At 71.9% G+C, this 14,997-nt stretch carries 17 protein-coding genes; 11 read left to right on the forward strand and 6 right to left on the reverse strand.

Annotated features, from left to right (window positions below; translation table 11 throughout):
* Positions 1–98 precede the first annotated feature (98 nt).
* The 3 genes from ACZ7D7_RS06800 (at position 99) to ACZ7D7_RS06810 (ending at position 2,844) form a co-directional block, all read left to right on the forward strand.
* The gene (locus tag ACZ7D7_RS06800) at positions 99–401 is read left to right on the forward strand and encodes a hypothetical protein (protein ID WP_470822878.1); all 303 of its coding nucleotides are present in this window, start codon (positions 99–101) and stop codon (positions 399–401) included.
* Entirely contained in the window at positions 402–2,483 is a 2,082-nt protein-coding gene (gene malQ, locus ACZ7D7_RS06805; RefSeq protein ID WP_470822879.1) for a 4-alpha-glucanotransferase, read from the forward strand.
* 91 nt (positions 2,484–2,574) lie between these two features.
* Complete coding sequence (locus ACZ7D7_RS06810) at positions 2,575–2,844, forward strand: hypothetical protein (RefSeq protein WP_470822880.1); 270 nt, start codon at positions 2,575–2,577, stop codon at positions 2,842–2,844.
* A gap of 183 nt (positions 2,845–3,027) precedes the next feature.
* On the opposite strand, the gene ACZ7D7_RS06815 is transcribed toward ACZ7D7_RS06810, so the two are convergent.
* The gene (locus tag ACZ7D7_RS06815; RefSeq protein ID WP_470822881.1) at positions 3,028–3,648 is read right to left on the reverse strand and encodes a TetR/AcrR family transcriptional regulator; all 621 of its coding nucleotides are present in this window, start codon (positions 3,646–3,648) and stop codon (positions 3,028–3,030) included.
* A 158-nt stretch (positions 3,649–3,806) separates the two neighbouring features.
* On the opposite strand from ACZ7D7_RS06815, the gene ACZ7D7_RS06820 reads away from it, so the two are divergent.
* A complete protein-coding gene (locus ACZ7D7_RS06820) occupies positions 3,807–5,306 on the forward strand; it encodes an FAD-dependent monooxygenase (RefSeq protein WP_470822882.1) in 1,500 nt (499 codons plus the stop codon).
* Positions 5,307–5,336: 30 nt separating this feature from the next.
* Here the strand turns inward: ACZ7D7_RS06820 and ACZ7D7_RS06825 are convergent, their stop codons facing one another.
* Entirely contained in the window at positions 5,337–5,879 is a 543-nt protein-coding gene (locus tag ACZ7D7_RS06825) for a MarR family winged helix-turn-helix transcriptional regulator (RefSeq protein WP_470822883.1), read from the reverse strand.
* 105 nt (positions 5,880–5,984) lie between these two features.
* Here ACZ7D7_RS06825 and ACZ7D7_RS06830 point away from each other — a divergent pair, with 105 nt between their 5' ends.
* Positions 5,985–6,938, forward strand: a complete 954-nt coding sequence (locus ACZ7D7_RS06830; RefSeq protein ID WP_470822884.1) for an EamA family transporter — start codon at positions 5,985–5,987, stop codon at positions 6,936–6,938.
* Positions 6,939–7,012: 74 nt separating this feature from the next.
* Here ACZ7D7_RS06830 and ACZ7D7_RS06835 read toward each other — a convergent pair whose 3' ends face one another.
* Positions 7,013–7,642, reverse strand: coding sequence for an NADPH-dependent F420 reductase (locus ACZ7D7_RS06835; protein WP_470822885.1), 630 nt, complete (start codon positions 7,640–7,642; stop codon positions 7,013–7,015).
* Positions 7,643–8,093: 451 nt separating this feature from the next.
* Here ACZ7D7_RS06835 and ACZ7D7_RS06840 point away from each other — a divergent pair, with 451 nt between their 5' ends.
* Both ACZ7D7_RS06840 and ACZ7D7_RS06845 read left to right on the forward strand, forming a co-directional pair.
* The gene (locus ACZ7D7_RS06840) at positions 8,094–9,662 is read left to right on the forward strand and encodes a PQQ-dependent sugar dehydrogenase (protein WP_470822886.1); all 1,569 of its coding nucleotides are present in this window, start codon (positions 8,094–8,096) and stop codon (positions 9,660–9,662) included.
* Positions 9,663–9,843: 181 nt separating this feature from the next.
* On the forward strand, positions 9,844–10,452 hold the full coding sequence (locus ACZ7D7_RS06845; RefSeq protein ID WP_470822887.1) for a dihydrofolate reductase family protein: 609 nt from the start codon (positions 9,844–9,846) through the stop codon (positions 10,450–10,452).
* A 48-nt stretch (positions 10,453–10,500) separates the two neighbouring features.
* On the opposite strand, the gene ACZ7D7_RS06850 is transcribed toward ACZ7D7_RS06845, so the two are convergent.
* Positions 10,501–11,280, reverse strand: coding sequence for a GntR family transcriptional regulator (locus ACZ7D7_RS06850; RefSeq protein ID WP_470822888.1), 780 nt, complete (start codon positions 11,278–11,280; stop codon positions 10,501–10,503).
* Positions 11,277–11,819, reverse strand: coding sequence for a GntR family transcriptional regulator (locus tag ACZ7D7_RS06855; protein WP_470822889.1), 543 nt, complete (start codon positions 11,817–11,819; stop codon positions 11,277–11,279). Before ACZ7D7_RS06855 ends, ACZ7D7_RS06850 begins: the two co-directional genes overlap by 4 nt.
* Between ACZ7D7_RS06855 and ACZ7D7_RS06860 the strand changes: the two genes are divergently transcribed.
* The 3 genes from ACZ7D7_RS06860 (at position 11,788) to ACZ7D7_RS06870 (ending at position 14,082) form a co-directional block, all read left to right on the forward strand.
* Positions 11,788–12,375: an ATP-binding protein gene (locus tag ACZ7D7_RS06860; RefSeq protein WP_470822890.1), complete on the forward strand. Its 588-nt coding sequence runs from the start codon at positions 11,788–11,790 to the stop codon at positions 12,373–12,375. The two genes, ACZ7D7_RS06855 and ACZ7D7_RS06860, sit on opposite strands and share 32 nt — an antisense overlap.
* Positions 12,376–12,427: 52 nt before the next feature.
* On the forward strand, positions 12,428–13,576 hold the full coding sequence (locus ACZ7D7_RS06865) for a DUF1152 domain-containing protein (protein ID WP_470822891.1): 1,149 nt from the start codon (positions 12,428–12,430) through the stop codon (positions 13,574–13,576).
* Positions 13,577–13,707: 131 nt separating this feature from the next.
* Positions 13,708–14,082 carry a DUF4145 domain-containing protein gene (locus ACZ7D7_RS06870; protein ID WP_470822892.1) on the forward strand — a complete coding sequence of 125 codons (375 nt, stop codon included), beginning with the start codon at positions 13,708–13,710 and terminating at the stop codon, positions 14,080–14,082.
* Between the two features lies 1 nt (position 14,083).
* Here ACZ7D7_RS06870 and ACZ7D7_RS06875 read toward each other — a convergent pair whose 3' ends face one another.
* Positions 14,084–14,398: a hypothetical protein gene (locus tag ACZ7D7_RS06875; protein ID WP_470822893.1), complete on the reverse strand. Its 315-nt coding sequence runs from the start codon at positions 14,396–14,398 to the stop codon at positions 14,084–14,086.
* 142 nt (positions 14,399–14,540) lie between these two features.
* Here ACZ7D7_RS06875 and ACZ7D7_RS06880 point away from each other — a divergent pair, with 142 nt between their 5' ends.
* On the forward strand, positions 14,541–14,981 hold the full coding sequence (locus ACZ7D7_RS06880) for a hypothetical protein (protein ID WP_470822894.1): 441 nt from the start codon (positions 14,541–14,543) through the stop codon (positions 14,979–14,981).
* The last annotated feature ends 16 nt before the right edge of the window (positions 14,982–14,997 follow it).

A 14,997-nucleotide genomic window follows, 5' to 3' on the forward strand; every position in this document is an offset into this window, starting at 1 on the left:
CCAGGAACACGATGTTCGTCTCAACGCGCCTGCCTTCGCGCGTGCTGGGTAGGGCTGCCTCTACCCGCACACAAGCCGTGCCCCACAAGGAGGCCCCCGTGGCTGTACCGGTAGACGTTTCGATCCCCGCCCCGTCCAAACCCGTGGCGGAGTCGTCCGCCGAACCCGACACCCTGCGCTACTGCGTGTTCAGCGCGGAGGGAACCTGCGCCGAGGCCCCGCTGACCAGCGAGCCGCCGCTGCCCGACGCCGAACCCCTCACCAGCGAGCCGCCCCTCGCCGACGCCGCCCCGCTCGCCAGCGAGCCGGACACCTACCCGGCGGCGTCGTACCCGGACTACCCGGGCCACGACTACCAGGACTTCCCCGAGGGCCCGGACCTCTTCCGCCCGGAGCCCTAGATGACCGCGCCCCAGCCGGCCGAGCCCCCCACCGAGGACCTGTCCCGGCTCGCCGACCTGCACGGCGTCGCCACCTCCTACAGCCCCTCCCCGGACCGTACGGTCACGGCCCCGGCCACCGCGCTCACGGCCGCCCTCGGCGCCCTCGGCGTCGACGCCGGCGGCCCCGCGGCCGTGCGCGCCGCGCTCGCCGACCGGGAGCGGGAACTGCGCGGCCGGCTGCTGCCGCCGACCGTGGTGTGCTGGGGCGCCGCGCCACCGGCCGCCCTGGCCGCGCTGCCCGACGGCACCCGCCTGCGCGTCGAGACCGAACAGGGCGAGACCCGCGCGTCCGCCGAACACCTCCCGCCCGGCGTCCACCGCCTGACCGCCACCGCGCCCGACGGACGCACCACCACCGCCCACCTGATCGCCGCCCCGCCCCGGCTGCCCACGCCCCCGGGCCGCGCCTACGGGCTCCTCGTCCAGCTGTACTCGCTGCTGTCCCGCCGCTCCTGGGGCATGGGCGACCTCGGCGACCTCGCCGAGCTGACCGCCTGGGCCGGGCGCGCCGCCGGCGCCGGATTCGTGCAGGTCAACCCGCTGCACGCGGCCGTGCCCGGCGCCCCCACCGACCCCTCCCCGTACCGCCCCTCCTCCCGCCGCTTCCCCGACCCGGTGCACCTGCGCGTCGCGGACATCCCCGAGTACGCCCACGTCGACGACCCCGACCGGGTGCGCGGCCTGCTGGAACGCGCCGCCCGGCTGCGCGAGGCCGTCCTCGACAAGGGCGCCCTCATCGACCGGGACGCCGTCTGGGACCTGAAACGGGAGGCCCTCGAACTCGTCCTCGACGTCCCCCTCGGCCCCGGCAGACGCGCCGCCTACTGCGACTTCCTCGCCGAGCAGGGCCAGGCCCTGGAGGACCACGCCACCTGGTGCGCCCTGGCCGAGGTGCACGGCCCCGACTGGCACCAGTGGCCTGCCGGCCTGCGCGACCCCCGCTCCGCCGACACCGCCCGTGCCCGCGCCGACCTCATGGACCGCGTCGACTTCCACTGCCGCCTCGCCTGGCTCACCGACACCCAGCTCACCGCCGCCCAGCGCACCGCACGCGACGCCGGCATGCCCGTCGGGATCGTGCACGACCTCGCCGTCGGCGTGCACCCCGGCGGCGCCGACGCCTGGGCGCAGCAGGACCACTTCGCCGCCGGCATGTCCGTCGGCGCGCCCCCCGACGCCTTCAACGCCCGCGGCCAGGACTGGGGCCTGCCGCCCTGGCGCCCCGACCTGCTCGCCGCCTCCGGCTACGAGCCCTTCCGCCGCCTGCTGCGCGGCCTGTTCCGCTACGCGGGCGCGCTGCGCATCGACCACGTCATGGGCCTGTTCCGGCTCTGGTGGGTCCCCCAGGGCCGCCCGCCCACCGAGGGCACCTACGTCCGCTACGACGCCGAGGCCATGCTCGCCGTCCTCGTCCTGGAGGCCTCCCGCGCCGGGGCCGTCGTCATCGGCGAGGACCTCGGCACCGTGGAGCACGGCGTGCGCGAGGCGCTGCGCGAGCGCGGGGTGCTCGGCACGTCGGTGCTGTGGTTCGAGCGCGACTGGGACGGCGACCGCCGCCCCCTGCCGCCCGACCGCTGGCGCGCCGACTGCCTCGCCACCGCCACCACGCACGACCTGCCGCCCACCGCCGCCCGCCTCACCGGCGAGCACGTCGAACTCCGCGACCGGCTCGGCCTGCTCACCCGGCCCTTCGAGGAGGAACGCGCGGAGGCCGCCGCCGACACCGGGGAGTGGCTGGACCGGCTCGGCGAACTCGGCCTGCTGCACGGCACGGGCGTCGGGCACGGCGCGACCGAGGAGGAGGCCGGGATCCAGGCCGTCCACCGGTACCTGCTGCGCACCCCGGCCCGCATGATCGGCGTCTGGCTCCCGGACGGCGTCGGCGACCGCCGCCCGCAGAACCTGCCCGGCACCTGGGACCAGTACCCGAACTGGCGCCTGCCGATCGCCGACGCCGAGGGCCGCCCGGTGACCCTGGAGGAACTGACGTCGTCGCCGCGGCTGCACGCGCTGCTGGAGGTGGTCCGGGGGGCCGGGTAGCCGTGGTGCCCGGCGCTCCGGCGCGCCCCCGGCCGAGCGCTAACGCACCCCCGACTGAGCGTCCCCGAGCGGCGTCGGCTAATTTGGCACCGTGGACAAGAAGAACGCCCTGCGCGCCGGCGCCCTGGCAGCCGGTACGACGCTGATGATGCTGCTCATGTCGTCCCCCGCGCTCGCTGTCACGCGCGACGACGGCGACGACCCCGGGCCGGGCCTGAGCGTCATCGAGACGCTGGGCTGGTTCGTCGTCGCCCCCCTCGCGCTGTTCGCCCTCATCACCGGCGCCGTGATGGTCCTGGACCGGTCGACCATCCGCCACGAGAAGCCCAAGGCCGAGGCCAGGCCCCAGATCCAGGCCTGACACCGACCGGCCCGGGCATCCCGCCACGGGGTCCCGGCCCGGGCTACCGGTCCGGCTCGCTGTTTTCACGAGGCGCCGTCCTCGCCGCCGTACGCACGCGCATCCCGCGCCGTACGACGACGAGGGCGGCGCCTTCGTCGTGCGCGCGGCCCTCCCGTGGTGCTCCGGTCACGGGTGCTCCGGTCACGGGTGCGGCGCCGTGAGGTACCGCTGCACCGTCGGCGCCAGCCACGCGACGACCTCCTCGCGGCTCAGCGTCACGGCGGGCGGGAAGCGCAGGACGTAGCGCGCGAGCGCCATCCCGAGGACCTGTGTCGACACGAGCGCGGCGCGCGCCGGGACCTGCTCGGGGTCCGGGCACACCTCCAGGGCGACCGGCAGCAACTGGTCCCGGAAGATGCCCTGCATCCGCTCGGCCCCCGCCTGATTGGTGACGCCGACCCGGAGCAGGGCCGTGAGCACCTCGTTCTCCTCCCACATGGCGAGGAAGTGCGTGACGAGGGCGCGCCCGACCTCCTCGCGGGGGAGCACGCCCAGGGCGGGCAGCTTCAGATCGACGGCGACGGCCGCGGCGAAGAGGCCCTCCTTGTTGCCGAAGTAGCGCATGACCATCGAGGGGTCGATGTCCGCGTCCTTGGCGATGGCGCGGATGGTGGCCCGCTCGTAGCCGTCGGCGGCGAAGCGCTCGCGGGCGGCGTCGAGGATCGCGGCGCGGGTCGCGTCGGAGCGGCGGGGAGTGGCGGGGGCGGGCGAGCGGACCCGTGAGGTCGGCGAGGCGGGGGCGGGGGCGGGGGCGTCGGGCATGTCAACGACTGTAGGCCCACGGATGTTCGCCAACAAGTGTTCGCCAACGGCCGTGCGCCCACACCCGTAGGCCAACAACTGTTGACGCGAACTCCGAGCCGCGTCTACGGTGGTCAACAAGCGTTGGTCAACACCCGTTGGCAATCAGGAGGCCCAAGATGAACGGCACCGGCACCGGCACCGGCCCCGGAAGTGGCACAGCGGACCTCACAGCCCCCACCCGTTCCGTGATCGTCGTCGGCTCCGGCCCCACCGGCCTCCTCCTGGCCGGCGACCTCGCCGCCGCCGGCATCCGCGTCACCCTCGTGGAGAAGCGCCCGCACCGCATCAGCAACCTCTCCCGCGCCTTCGTCCTGCACGCCCGCACCCTCGAACAGCTCGACGCCCGGGGTCTCGCCGACGCCCTGGAGTCCCTCGGCCGCCCCCTCGACCGCCTCCGCCTGTTCGGCCGGCTCACCCTCGACCTGCGCCCCCTGCCGTCCCGCTTCAACCACCTCCTGGTCCTCCCGCAGTACGAGGTCGAGAAGGCGCTGGAGCGGCGCGCGGCCGAGGCGGGCGTGGACTTCCGGTACGAGACCGAGGTGACCGGCGTCGCCCAGGACGCGGACGGCGTGACCGTCGAGGTGCGAGGGCCCGGCGGGGCGGAGCGGCGGCTGCGGGCGGCGTACGTCGTCGGCGCCGACGGGATGCGCAGCGCCGTGCGCGAGGCCATCGGGGTGCCCTTCCCCGGGCGGTCGGTGATCCGTTCCGTCATCCTCGCCGACGTCCGTCTCGCCGAGCGGCCGGAGACGCTCCTCACCGTCAACGCCGTCGGTGACGCCTTCGCCTTCATCGCGCCGTTCGGGGACGGCTACCACCGCGTGATCGGCTGGCACCGCGCCAGGAACGTCCCGGACGACGCCCCGCTCGACCTGGACGAGATCAAGGAGATCACCCGCCTCGCCCTCGGCCGCGACTACGGCATGCACGACGCCCGCTGGATGTCCCGCTTCCACAGCGACGAACGCCAGGCGCCCGCCTACCGCGTGGGCCGGGTGTTCCTCGCCGGCGACGCCGCGCACGTCCACAGCCCGGCCGGCGGGCAGGGCATGAACACCGGCCTCCAGGACGCGGCCAACCTCGGCTGGAAGCTGGCCCAGGTGCTGCGCGGTCACGCGGACGACGCCCTGCTCGACACGTACCACGCCGAGCGCCACCCGGTCGGCAGGGCGGTCCTGCGCAGCAGCGGCGGCATGGTCCGGCTCGCCATGGCCAAGCGCCCCTGGACCCTCGCCCTGCGCGCCGCGCTCACCGCGGTCCTCGACCACGTCGGCCCCGCCCGGCGCAGGATGGTCGGCCAGGTCACCGGCATCGGCTACCGCTACCCGGCCCCGCGGGGCGCCCACCGCCTGACCGGCACGCGCGTGCCGGACGTCGCCCTGGAGTCCGGCCGCCTCCACGAGGTGCTGCGCGGCGGCCGGTTCGTGCTGATCACGCCGGAGCCGTACGAGGACGGCGGCGCCGCCCGCGAGGACCGGCTGGCGGTGACCCGCTGGGTGAGCCGGCGTCGTACGACGCTGCTGGTGCGCCCCGACGGCTACGTGGCCTGGGCGGCGGACGCTGCCGAGCCGTCCGCGATCGAGGCGGCGGTCGCGGCCCACGTGGGCCGGCGGCCGTGACCGGCCGGGAGGCGTGAGTCCCCGACCGGCTCAGTCCTCGGGGCCGTACGTCCCGGCGAGCAAGGTCCGCAGCAGGTCGGCCAGGTGGCCGGCCTGTTCGTCGTCGAGGGCGGACAGGGCGGCCGTCTGCGCGGCGAGACCCGCGCCGACCGCCTGATCGACGACGTCGAGGCCCTTCTCGGTGAGCGTCACCTGGAGGCCGCGGCGGTCGTGCGGATCGGGGGAGCGGCGCAGCAGCCCCGCGCGCTCCAGCTTGTCGAGACGGCCGGTCATCCCGCCCGTGGTGAGCATGAGCGTCGCCGAGAGCTGCCGCGGCGACAGCGTGTACGGCTCGCCGGCGCGGCGCAGCGTCGCCAGGACGTCGAACTCGCCGCGCGAGATCCCGAAGGGGGCGTACGCCTTCTCCGCCCGGTCGCCCATCGTGCGGGAGAGGCGGTAGATCCGGCCGAACACCTCCATCGCGCGGGTGTCGAGATCGGGCCGCACCGCCGCCCACTGGTCGACGATCGCGTCGACGGGGTCCGTGCGCCGGTCTTCGCGCCGGTCTTCGGGCCGCTGGGGACGTGCACTCATGGGGCGAGTATCCGGCCGCCACCGGTCGTGCGCAAGAAAGTGGCTTGACGGAAAGTAGCTTAGGGGTAAGCTACTTAGTGCCGACCTAATCGAAGGGTGTGTCCCATGGCCACCGTCACCGCCACCGGCGCCACGAGCCGCCGCCCCGCCCTCATAGCCCTCACCGCGCTCGCCCCGATCTCCTGGGGCACCACCTACGCGGTCACCACCGAATTCCTCCCGGCCGACCGCCCGCTGTTCACCGGGCTGATGCGCGCCCTGCCCGCCGGTCTGCTGCTCCTCGCGCTCGCCCGGGTGCTGCCGCGCGGCGCCTGGTGGTGGAAGGCCGCGGTGCTGGGCGCGCTGAACATCGGCGCGTTCTTCCCGCTGCTGTTCCTCTCGGCGTACCGGCTGCCCGGCGGCATGGCCGCGGTCGTCGGCTCGATCGGGCCGCTGTTCGTCGCGGGGCTCGGCGCGATGCTGCTGGGGGAGCGGCCGACGGTACGCACCGTGCTCACCGGGATCGCGGCGGCGTTCGGCGTCAGCCTGGTCGTCCTGAAGGCGGCCGGCGCCCTGGACACGGTCGGCGTCCTCGCGGCCCTCGCCTCCACGGCGTCCATGTCCACCGGCACGGTCCTCACCAAGCGCTGGGGCCGCCCCGACGGCGTGGGCCCCCTGGCCCTGACCGGCTGGCAACTGACCGTCGGCGGCCTGCTGATCGCCCCCGTCGCGTTCCTGGTGGAGGGCGCGCCGCCCGCGCTGGACGGCGCGGCGGTCGGCGGCTACCTGTACCTGTCGCTGGCCAACACCGCGGTGGCGTACTGGCTCTGGTTCCGCGGCATCGGCCGCCTCAGCGCCACCCAGGTCACCTTCCTCGGCCCGCTCTCCCCGCTCACGGCGGCGATCGTGGGCTGGGCGGCGCTGGGGGAGGCGCTGACCCCGGTCCAACTGGCGGGCATGGCGGTGGCGTTCGGAGCGACGGTGGTGGGACAGCTGCGGCCGGGCGGCGGTGCGCGCGGCGCGAGTCGGCCGAAGACCGAAGCACTCGCCGCTCCCGAGAGGCAGCCGAGCAGGGCCTAGCCGGAGGTCCTGGTCGGCGGCCCCGGTCGGAGTTCCTGGTCGGAGGTCTTGGTCGGAGGCCCCGGCCGGAGGGCTTAGTCGGCGGGCCGCCGGGCCACCACATTGATGTTGAAGGTGTGGGCGCCCAGGCCGCCCGCGATGCCCATGAAGAGGAAGGCGAAGTGCTCCTGACCGCGGGCCGTGGTGATGCCGCCGATGTCCAGCTGGGACTCCGGGGACCAGCCGAGGTCGGTGAGCAGCCGGCCCACGAGCCGCTTGGCCTCGGGGTCGTCACCGGACAGGAAGACGGTGCTCGGACCCGCCAGGTCGTTCGGGGCGGTCATCACGGTGGAGTCCATCGTGCACAGCGTCTTGACGACGGGGGTCCCCGGGAAGGCCTCCTGGATCTGCTCGCCCAGGCTGCTGTTGGGGTGGGAGAGCTGGGTGTAGTCGTCGGAGAGGCCGACCCCCACGTCGATGAGCGGGACGCCGGCCATGGCCGGGGCGCCGATGGAGCGCAGCAGTTCCACGGAGACGGTGCCCGGGGTCGCGTTCACCAGGACATCTGCGTGGGCCGCCGTATCGCTCAGGCCCGCGACGGGCAGGCCGAGATCCGCCCGGTCCTCGGGGTGACGGGAGCCGAGGAGGACGTCGTGGCCCGCGCCCTTCCAGCCGTGGGCGAGCGCGCGGGCGACATTGCCGGTGCCAAGGATTCCTATACGCATGCCGCGACGCTAACCGCCGTTCCCCGCGCGAGGGATCGGGCGAAGGGTCCGTGAGGACCGGCACTTGAGGCGTAGGCCCAGGGGTGGTGGCCGCGTCTGTTGCGCGGGGCTCCAGTCGGTCACCGTGTCCGCTGCGCAGGCCCAAGATCGGTCACCGCGTTCGTTGCGCGGGCCCGGGGTCGGTCACCGCGTCCGTTGCGCAGACCCGGGGTCGGTCACCGCATGCTTTGCGCCATGCGGCGCGAAAGTGGCGCGTTCAAACATTGCCGCCCGCGCGTGAGGGCGCGCAGCCTGGAGGCGCGGGAGCGCTCCCACGGCTGGATCGTTGTCATATCCATGCCATGAACGGGTCGGGTGCGTTCCCGCGCCCCTCGTCCTTCATGCACGTCCCCCATGCAGTTATGGAGCCGAGATGCCACGACGTCGCTGGATCGGACCGTTACTCGCCCTCATGCTGACCGCACTCTCCCCACTGCCGGCCGCCGCGACGGACGATTCTCCCAAGGCGGCCACCACGACGGACGCCTCTGCCAAGACGGCCGCCGAGACGGCAACGGCCCGTCGGGCAGCCACCGCGGCGACGTCGCCCGAGACGGCCACCGCGGCGGCGACGACGCCCCTGCCGTCGCTGAAGGCGACCACCACCCAGGTGGCCTCCGGCCTGAGACGCCCCACCGCCCTGGTCGCGCCCGACGACGGCACGAACCGGCTGTTCATCACCGAGAAGTCCGGCACGATCCGCGTCTACCACCCGGACACCGGCCTGGCCACGACCCCGCTCATCGACATCACCTCGGCCGTGGACGAGTCGGGCAACGAGCGCGGCCTGCTCGGCCTCGCGCTTCCGCCCGACTTCGCCGCGAGCCAGGACCTGTACCTGGCGTACACGGCGCTGCCCGACGGCGCGGTCACGCTCGCCCGCTACCGCCTGGACGAGTCCCGCCTGGAGGTCCTGCTCTCCCAGGAACACGCCGAGTACAACAACCACAACGGCGGCCAGCTCGCGTTCGGCCCCGACGGCAAGCTGTACTGGAGCATCGGCGACGGCGGCGGCTCCGGCGACCCCTTCGACGCCGGGCAGCGCCTCGACACCCTTCTCGGCAAGATCATGCGCATCGACGTCAGCCGAGGCTGCGACCCGCTGCCGTACTGCGTCCCCGCCGACAACCCCTTCGTGGGCAAGGCCGGCGCCCGCGAGGAGATCTGGCTGTACGGACTGCGCAATCCGTGGCGCTTCTCCTTCGACGCGGCCGACGGCTCGATGTGGATCGGCGACGTGGGCCAGGGCCGCTGGGAGGAGATCAACCACCTCGCGCCGGGCCGGGGCGGGCTGAACCTCGGCTGGTCCTGCTACGAGGGACTGGAGAAGTTCGCGGGCGGCGACTGCGTGGCCGGTGAGACGTACACGAAGCCGGTCTTCACGTACTCCCCGTACACCGGCGGCTGTTCGGTCATCGGCGGCCAGGTCTACCGGGGCCGACAGTACGCCGACCTGGTCGGCGGCACGTACATCGCCACCGACTACTGCTCGTCCACGGTCTGGGCGCTGCGCCCCGACGGCAACGGCGGCTACGAGCAGGCCGAGATCGGGCAGATGCCCACGCAGGTGACGACGATCGGCACGACGGCGGCCGGGGAGTTCTACGTGGTGAACGACCTGCCGGGCGGCCTGCACCGGGTGTCGTTCGCGAAGGAGGCACCCACCTGCCGGGTGGACCGCACGGTGAAGTCCTGGGGCACCGGTCAGACGGTCGACCTCACCGTCACCAACACCGGCAGCACGCCGGTGAACGGCTGGAACCTGGAATTCCCGGTCGCCCTCGGCCAGACGATCGTCTCCGACTGGAACACGGACCTCACCCAGCTGAGCAACGTGATCAGGGCGTCGAACGCCTCCCACAACGCGACGATCGCCCCGGGCGCGAGCGTCACCCTCGGCTACCTCGTCGAGCACACGGGCGACACGTCGCCGCCGCGGCGGTTCATGCTGAACGGGGACGCCTGCGCGGTGGGCCGCTGACCGGTCCCCGGTGCATGGCCGGGCCTCTGTGCCGCAGGACCTGACGCCCACGGCGGTCACCGCCGTGGGCGTCAGGCGGGAAGGGAGCGGTCGACACCGTGGAGATCGTTGCCGGCGCGGCCGATGACTTTGTGGCTCCCGGAGGGTCCAAGCTGGTGACACTCCGAGAAAGGAGACCACCATGTCCGAGCTTCTCGTGGACTTCATCACCTCCCTCGACGGCTACGCGTCCGGAGAGGGGTGGCCGGGGTTCTGGGGCCTCGAAGGCCCGGAATACCTCGCCTGGCTCAGTGAGCAGCCCAAGGTCACCTACCTGATGGGGGCGAACACCTACCGCTTGATGTCGGGCTTCGCCGCGGGCGAGGTCCCGAGCGGCCAGGACGAGTTCCGGCCCGAGGAAGAGGCGTCCGTCGACGAACTCACGCAAGCGTCCAAGGTGGTGTTCTCCTCGACCCTGGAGGAGCCGCTTACCTGGGCCAACTCCACGCTCGTCCGTGACGACGCCGTCGAGGCGGTCCGCGCCATGAAGTCGAACGGCTCGGGGCAACTCCTCAGCACGATCGGCAGCCTCAGCCTGTGCCGGTCCCTGCTCCGCGCCGGACTCGTCGACCGCTTCCGCGTCGTGATGTTCCCGGTGATCACCGGCGCCACGGGCCAGGAACGCATCTACGACGGCTACCCGGACGTCGCCCTCGACATGACCGACCACCGCACCTTCGACGGCCGCATCCAACTGGTCGAGTACAAGCCTCGCGTGCTGGAACATCCGCCGCTCGCTGCCCCGGCGTGACGTCGCCCCTACGGCTTCGACCATCGACCTCGGGCGCTGGCGTGGGCGTCAGCAAGGCGTGAACTCGTACTGAAGCTCGTAGAGATGGCCCGCCTTGACCATGACGGTGGCCTCCACGGGGCGATCGTTGTCGCTGTACACGACACGCAGGGTGCGCAGGACAGGCAGGTCACTGGGCAGGTTGAGCCGCTGGTACTGCTCCTGCGTCGGGACTCTGGCCGAGACGCGGTCGATGCTCAGGCGGGGCGGGAATCCGAGCCCGCTGAGGAGAGTGGACGTACCGCCGCGGATCTTCTGTTTCTCGGTGATGGCCGTGCCGCGGGCGATGGTCAGGGGGTAGTAGGACTTGACCAACTCGACTGGTTCACCGTCGATGGAGAGGAGTTGGTGGCGAAGCACGGCGAGCTCGCCGTCGTCCAGACGCAGGGCGGCCGCGACGTCGGCCGGGGGGCGGGTTTCGCGGACTTCGAGCAGTGTGCTCCGAGCGTCGGTGCCGAGTTTGGCGGCCTCGGTAAGCCAGCGGTACGGCTCTCCAGGGGCCGCGGGAGCCATGTAGGCGGCCGGGCGAATCGTCCGCTGCCGGTGCTCGCGCACGGTTACGGCGGACCCGGCGCGGCCGACGACCAGGCGCTCCTCCTTCAGGATCTGCAACGCCTTCTGGATCGTGGCGTTCGAGGCGTCGAAACGCTCCTTGAGGCGGGCCGTGGAGGGAAGGCTGGCGCCCGGCGCGAGGTCGCCGGTCATGATCTCGTCCCGCAGGTCGGCGGCGATGCGCTCGTGGAGCGACCGACGGTCTTGGGAGTCGGGGTTGGTGAGGGGCACGGTCATCCGATCCGGATCTCGTAACGAAGTCGCTGCCGGTGTGCCGGCATGACCATCATGTCGACCTGAAAGGGCCGGTCGCTGCTGTCCAGCGTGACCCGGCTCACCTGGAGAACGGGTTCGTCCGGTCCCAGGCGAAGCACGTCGCGCTCCTCGGGCCCCGGCATCCGCGCGCTGACGTCCTCACGGACGCGGGCGCCGACGTACCCCAGCTCGGCGAGGAACGTCACGGCACCGCCGGGGATTTTCCTCTGCTCCGCGAGACGGGTGCCCCGGGCGATGTCCACGGGGTAGTACGTATCCGTCAACTCACAAGGCTCGCCGCCCAGTTCGATGACCCGGCGACGCACTACGACCGCCTCGCCCGCAGCCAGCCCGAGCAGAGGGGCGACCTCTTCCGGGGCCACTGTCTCCCCGGCGTACGTGATGCGCTGCGTGCCCTTGCCCCCACGAGCCGCGGCCTCTTCACCCCAAGGGTCGGGCCGCCCCTTCTCGCGCGGGGTCACATACGGCATGGACGTGCTGACCCACGTGGCGTCACTCACCGTGTCCTCCAGGCTGGGCGGTGTTCGAACCTTGCCGCTTTACACGTTAAGCGACGCGGATGCGGAGCCCTTGAAGCAGGCAAGCTTTCTGCTTTTCGTGAATAGCGATACGATCACCGGGACCGCATACCCACTGGAACAAGGCGGTGGTTCAGCCGTGCCCATGTCTCGGCAACGCCGATTTCCCCGGGCTCGAAGCTCCGTGCAGGCGGCGCGGAGCTTCGCCCTCGAAGCGCTCACGGACTGGGGCCTGTTCGACCGCAGCGAAGACGTACGTCTCTGCGTCTCGGAGCTGGCCACGAACGCACTTCTGCACGGCGTGCCGCCAGGACGCGAGTTCGCCCTGACCTTGGCCGCCGACGGCCCGCTGATCCGTGTCGAGGTGCGCGACAGCGGCGGTGGGATGCCCGAGTTGGTGGACGGCAGGACAGAAGACGAAGGAGGCAGAGGGCTCCGCATCGTCATGGCCCTCGCCGACGACTTCGGCATCACACCGTGCCCACCGGGCAAGGCCGTCTGGGCGGTGTTCAAGACGGACCGGTGGGGCGAAGAGTGACTTGCTGCGCCCAGGCTGAGCGGTCACTGCTCAACTTCGTAGGCTGGGGCGCATGACGCGGTTGATCGTCGCAGCGGGGGGAGGGGGCGACGCGGTCGCCGCCGCCATGATTCACGCCGCCCTCTACGGCGACGAGGGCCACGCTGTCATCCTTACGTACGCCTGGGACCGCCTCCTGATCGACCCAGTCCCAGGCCCCCGAGGACCGGACGACTTCACCGGCCTCCACCCCCTCACCCCAGCCGTCTGGGCTGTGCCGGCCGAGGCCCGCCCCATCGCTCCGGCAGGCTCGACCCTTCCCCGGCTCGCAGCCGAACTCCGACACACGCTCGCGTTGATCGACCCGCGCTACGGAGTCGAGGGCGTCACCCGCCAACTCGGGGAGCTGGCGGACCACTTGTCACCGGCGTCGATCGACCTCCTGGACGTGGGCGGCGACATCCTCGCGCGCGGCAACGAGCCGACGCTGAGGAGCCCGCTCGCCGATGCCGTGACGCTCGCCGCGTGCTGTCAGGTGAACGCACCCGTCCGCCTCTTGGTGGCGGGCCCCGGCCTCGACGGTGAACTCCCTCTCGAAGACCTGCGCAGCATGCTTGGCCCGCTCGTCCATACCCTCACCGCGAAGGACGTCGAGCGGGTCAGCTCGGTCCTGGAGTGGCACCCCTCCGAGGCGACGGGGATGCTCGCGGCGACTGCCCGGGGGGTACGCGGCACCTGCGAGATCCGAGACGCCGGCGTCCCGGTCCCGCTCACCGACGAAGGATCAACGGTCCATGAGGTCGACCTGGACGAGGCGTTGACACGCAACTGGTTGGCCCGCACCATTCTGGCGACTACCACCCTGGACGAGGTCGAGGCACACAGCCGCGACATCTGCGGCTACTCGGAGATCGACTACGAGCGCAACAAGGCCGCACGGCTCAAGGATCAGCCGTCAGTGCAGCTTGCCCGGGAGACAGTTCTGTCTCAGCTCGACCGGTTCGAGGCCGAAGCCCGCAGCCGCGGCGTCACCCACACGACGTTCCGCCGCATCACAGAGGCCCTGAACCTCAACGGCTCGCTGCGCGAGGACCTTCGCCGACTGCTCATCAGCAACCGTCCGAATCAGTACGACGCTCCCTTGTGGCGCGTGACGTCCACGTCCTCGGCCGCAACAGATGCTGGACGCTCTCGTCGGGGCGGTCATCGCCGACCCGCGTAGGCACCTGTCGAGCGAATGATCTGCCGACACTTCGTGATCGTGTCGGCAGTGCTGATTGGTCGCCGCATCTGGTGGATGGAGCATCGCGTGACAACACTGGCAGGTCGCAAATTCCTTGCCCCATCGGGGAGTTGGGCATCAAGGCCGACCGAGCTGCCGTGGCACTTGCCCGTGCAGTGGTCGAGGCGTCCGCCAAGGAAAAGGGTGTCACCAAAGGGAGCCTGATCGCGAAGATTGATGCGCTCCACCAACTGGGGCTGCTGCGCGGGCACATCAAGGAAGCGGCACACGAGGTGCGCTTCGGCGGCAATGAGGTGGCCCATGGAGATCTCACCCCCGTTGATCACGAGGCGGCCGAAGAAATCTTGACACTCATGGATGAGGTGCTGAACGACCTGTTTCAGTCCCCGGCTCGCGTGGCACGTGCCCGTCAGCGGCGCCTGGAACGGTCCCAAGCAGCCCCTGTGTCGGTGACCACCACCTCGGAAGAGCAGCCCAGCGGCTGAATTACCAAGTCCATATCCGTTGGAACTCTTCTGCCGAGACGGGCTCCAGCGGATCCTCTGCCGGGTCGATCGCTTGGTCGGTCAGGAAGCCGTGTTCGTCCTCCAGATGCTCCCAGCTGTACCGGTGGAGTTGGCCGGCCGGCCTCAGTTCGGCCTGCTTGACGGCGATCAACTCGTCGCGGTCGGGTACGGCCTCGAAGTACCAGAGGCCGCCTTCCTCGTCGGCGTGGCGGAAGTGATGCCGCTGGGTGGCGGCTTCATCGAGTGCTCGGAAGTACGCCACGGTCTCTGCTTTGACGCGCTCCAGGTCGTCCACGGGGCCATCGTGCCAGCCACCCCGCGCAGTTGCACCGCTCCGAGAGCTCCGAGAGCTCCGGGTCGAGGCACGCGAGGCGCCACCCTTGCCAGAGCTGTGACGCAGCAGCTCCCACCGCGCCGCCCGTCGGTAAACTCCGCCCATGGCCATGGCTGTGAGCACTCTCGTGGCGCTCCTCCTGGGCGTGCTCTCCTGCGGCTTCGCCGTGACCGCTCGCCGTATCTACCGTCTGCGGATGCGCGGAGTGCGCACGACCGGCGAACTGGTCGACTACCGCACCGATCACGACGGCGACGGCGCGATCCGTTACTTCCTCACCCTGGCGTTCGAACTGCCCGACGGCACCCGCGTCGAGAGCGAGTCACAGAACCCCGTTCTCCACTTCCTCGGCGTGCGGCCGGGCGAGATCACGGAGGTCACCTACGACCCCGCGGTCCCCACCCGCGTCAATGCGTCCGCGCTGGAGACGACCGACACCGGTTTCGGCGACGCCCTCGCCTACGTCGTGGGTTCGGCCGCCTGCCTGATCGGCGCGGGCGCCTTCGTGATCAAGGGCTTCGGTATCAGCGGCTTCGGTATCTGAGCGGCCGAGCCCGACC

The sequence above is a fragment of the Streptomyces sp. NPDC037054 genome, from assembly GCF_055606745.1.

Bases quoted from the DNA above. Each gene is read 5' to 3' on its own strand.
- malQ (WP_470822879.1), top strand. From the start codon at position 402: ATGACCGCGCCCCAGCCGGCCGAGCCCCCCACCGAGGACCTGTCCCGG.
- ACZ7D7_RS06825 (WP_470822883.1), bottom strand. From the start codon at position 5,879: ATGAGTGCACGTCCCCAGCGGCCCGAAGACCGGCGCGAAGACCGGCGC.
- ACZ7D7_RS06840 (WP_470822886.1), top strand. From the start codon at position 8,094: ATGCTGACCGCACTCTCCCCACTGCCGGCCGCCGCGACGGACGATTCT.
- ACZ7D7_RS06860 (WP_470822890.1), top strand. From the start codon at position 11,788: ATGGACGTGCTGACCCACGTGGCGTCACTCACCGTGTCCTCCAGGCTG.
- ACZ7D7_RS06830 (WP_470822884.1), top strand. From the start codon at position 5,985: ATGGCCACCGTCACCGCCACCGGCGCCACGAGCCGCCGCCCCGCCCTC.
- ACZ7D7_RS06845 (WP_470822887.1), top strand. From the start codon at position 9,844: ATGTCCGAGCTTCTCGTGGACTTCATCACCTCCCTCGACGGCTACGCG.
- ACZ7D7_RS06850 (WP_470822888.1), bottom strand. From the start codon at position 11,280: ATGACCGTGCCCCTCACCAACCCCGACTCCCAAGACCGTCGGTCGCTC.
- ACZ7D7_RS06815 (WP_470822881.1), bottom strand. From the start codon at position 3,648: ATGCCCGACGCCCCCGCCCCCGCCCCCGCCTCGCCGACCTCACGGGTC.
- ACZ7D7_RS06835 (WP_470822885.1), bottom strand. From the start codon at position 7,642: ATGCGTATAGGAATCCTTGGCACCGGCAATGTCGCCCGCGCGCTCGCC.
- ACZ7D7_RS06865 (WP_470822891.1), top strand. From the start codon at position 12,428: ATGACGCGGTTGATCGTCGCAGCGGGGGGAGGGGGCGACGCGGTCGCC.
- ACZ7D7_RS06880 (WP_470822894.1), top strand. From the start codon at position 14,541: ATGGCCATGGCTGTGAGCACTCTCGTGGCGCTCCTCCTGGGCGTGCTC.
- ACZ7D7_RS06820 (WP_470822882.1), top strand. From the start codon at position 3,807: ATGAACGGCACCGGCACCGGCACCGGCCCCGGAAGTGGCACAGCGGAC.